At 65.9% G+C, this 1,108-nt stretch carries 1 protein-coding gene; it reads right to left on the bottom strand.

The genetic code is table 11. The annotated features are described in order from the left end of the window. Nucleotides 1-401 precede the first annotated feature (401 nt). Nucleotides 402-1,108: WD40 repeat domain-containing protein (locus ACWD1Z_RS37795; protein WP_451125480.1), on the bottom strand; the 707-nt coding region annotated here is incomplete at its 5' end.

Below are 1,108 nucleotides of genomic sequence, written 5' to 3'. Positions count from 1 at the left end.
GGATGTATTCTTCGCGGCCTTCTTCGCCGTCGTCCTCTTGGCCGCGGGAAGTTGGAATGGGCTCAGTGGGGTGCGGTGGTGACCGCCACCCGCAGAATGATCAGTGTCGTTGCGTTCCGGCAGGTCACATCAAGGAAATCCCGGTGCGCATCTGGTAGGCCATCCCGTTGACGACCCTGTCGGTCCTCCACACGCGGCCAACCCGTCGCGGCCCGGGGTATCGACGGAGCGGGTAACTCCCACCCCTCCTGTGGGGGATGGGCCAGGGCCGCTGCTGCTGGATGTGCGGCAGGACCGGGTGCGTCCGGCGATGTCACCGTCGGGGCCCTCTCCGTCCACGCGATGCGTCGTGTCCCTGTCGCGGCGAGGGCACCAAGTGGCGCCTGGATGTCCTCGCGTCCTCAGGGGGCGAGGGCGGTAGCGTCCCACACCAGGAGCAGGTCGCCGTTGTCCAGAGTCATCAGGTGCTTCCGGTCCGGTGAGAGGCGGCAGTCGAGGATGGTGTGGGTGTGGATGTCGAGGGTGCTCAGCAGTGTCCCGTCGCGGGTGGACCGTATGTGTACTCGATGCTTGTCGGGTACGGCCAGCCAATCGTCGGTGGTGGCGAATCGCGTGCTGCTGGTGTTACCGCCGCCCGGCAAGGTGAAACGTTCCTGTCCACCGGGAAGTTCCAGTACGCGGATCTCGTGCAGGTCCCCGAGAGCGATCCACGAGCCGTTGCCAGCCAGACCGAGCCGGTGGATTTCATGCGGCTGTCTGGGCAACTCGGCGCGTCGCGCGCCAGAACCCGGGTCCCACAGGGAGACTTCACCGCTGGGATTGGCCATGGCTAGGGTTTTACCGTTGCCGCTCAGGGTCATCCGCGTCAAGCGCGTCGTCCGTGGCTTCGTCGGTGCACACCAGCCGGTGAGCACGTTCCCGAGGGTCCCTGTTCTCATGTCGTACCAGATCCACGTGCCGCTGGGGCTCTGTACGGTCCTCCATACTTCGCCTATGCGGAAGGAGTGCTTTTCCTCCCCGGTGGCCGCGTCCCACGCCCGCACGTTCTCCCCCGTGGTTCCGGCGATGAAGAAGCTGCCATCCGGGGCTATGGCACAGTGACTGAGCC

This window comes from Streptomyces sp. NPDC002784 (assembly GCF_053592135.1).
Note: the sequence above shows the minus strand (reverse complement) of the source record. Positions and strands in the feature narration are given on the sequence as shown.